Annotated in this window: 2 protein-coding genes; both read left to right on the top strand. The window is 63.2% G+C overall.

The features are described from left to right. Positions 1–263 precede the first annotated feature (263 nt). Entirely contained in the window at positions 264–758 is a 495-nt protein-coding gene (speD, locus tag VFZ66_15330; protein ID HEX6290560.1) for an adenosylmethionine decarboxylase, read from the top strand. A 30-nt stretch (positions 759–788) separates the two neighbouring features. Beyond that, positions 789–1,045: deoxyhypusine synthase family protein (locus VFZ66_15325; protein ID HEX6290559.1), on the top strand; the 257-nt coding region annotated here is incomplete at its 3' end.

Here is a 1,045-nt window from a genome sequence, read left to right as displayed (position 1 = left end):
CACTCCTGGGCGACCAGCGGATGGGCGGGACGGCGTCGGTTCACCGTTTCTTCAGGTGTGGCGGCGCTCTAACGAGTAGTGATCTTAGAAATTCGCTCCGTGGCCTTGGAGGAACCGCCCTTGGTCCCCAAGTTTACCGTTCCTATCTGCGTCGGGCGACCGATGCAGCTGGCCAGCAGCGCGGCGCCGATGCGCCGTTGTCCTGAGTGCGTCCCGTCGAGTTGACGGCCGACTAACGCTCTGATTGCATAGGAAAACCAGCGATGATATCTGCGGGCGTGAGCTCGAGCGACCTGCTTGAGCCGAAGCGGACGACGACCATCGTGCACCTCCCCGAAACCGCAGCCGCGCCTGGGTTCGGTGTCCATCTAACCCTGGACGGCTATGGCGGATCTCAGCGCCTCCTGGCGGATGGGAATCACGTCCTGGCGTGCCTGAGCGAGCTGCCCGAGCGGCTCGGCATGCACAAGCTGGCCGAGCCCTTTCTGGTGGAGCTGGAGCACCACAGCCACAAGGATCCGGGCGGGGTCAGCGGCTTCGTGCTGATCGCCGAGAGCCACATCAGCATCCACACCTTCCCCTTGCGGGGCTTCGTCAGCGCCGACGTGTACACCTGCCAGAACAGCCTGGATACGGAGCGGATCTGCGCGTACTTCGCGGACGCCTTTGAGCTTCAGGACCTCGAGATCAACGTGGTCAGGCGCGGCACGCGCTATCCCGAGCACAACATCTACGACGCGCCGCAAAAGGTGGCGTGAGGTCGCTCAGCCGTCGCAGGAAACGCGCCTATGGAGATCAACCGGCAAAACAAGGCCGAGCTGCTGCAGCGAACCGTGAAGCACATCGACATCACGGCGCACGACCCGCGTGCTCTGATCGATGCCTACAAGGAGATGTCGTTCAGTGCGCGCGAGCTCGGGCGGGCGTGCGAGATCTATGAACGCATGCTGCAGGGTGACGACTGCACGATCATTCTGACGATCGCCGGCAGCACCAGCGCTGCGGGCTGCATGCAGATCTACATCGATCTCGTGCGCCATCACAT

Source organism: Herpetosiphonaceae bacterium, from assembly GCA_036374795.1.
Taxonomy (GTDB): Bacteria; Chloroflexota; Chloroflexia; order Chloroflexales; family Kallotenuaceae; genus LB3-1.
This window is presented reverse-complemented; position numbering and strand designations above follow the sequence as displayed.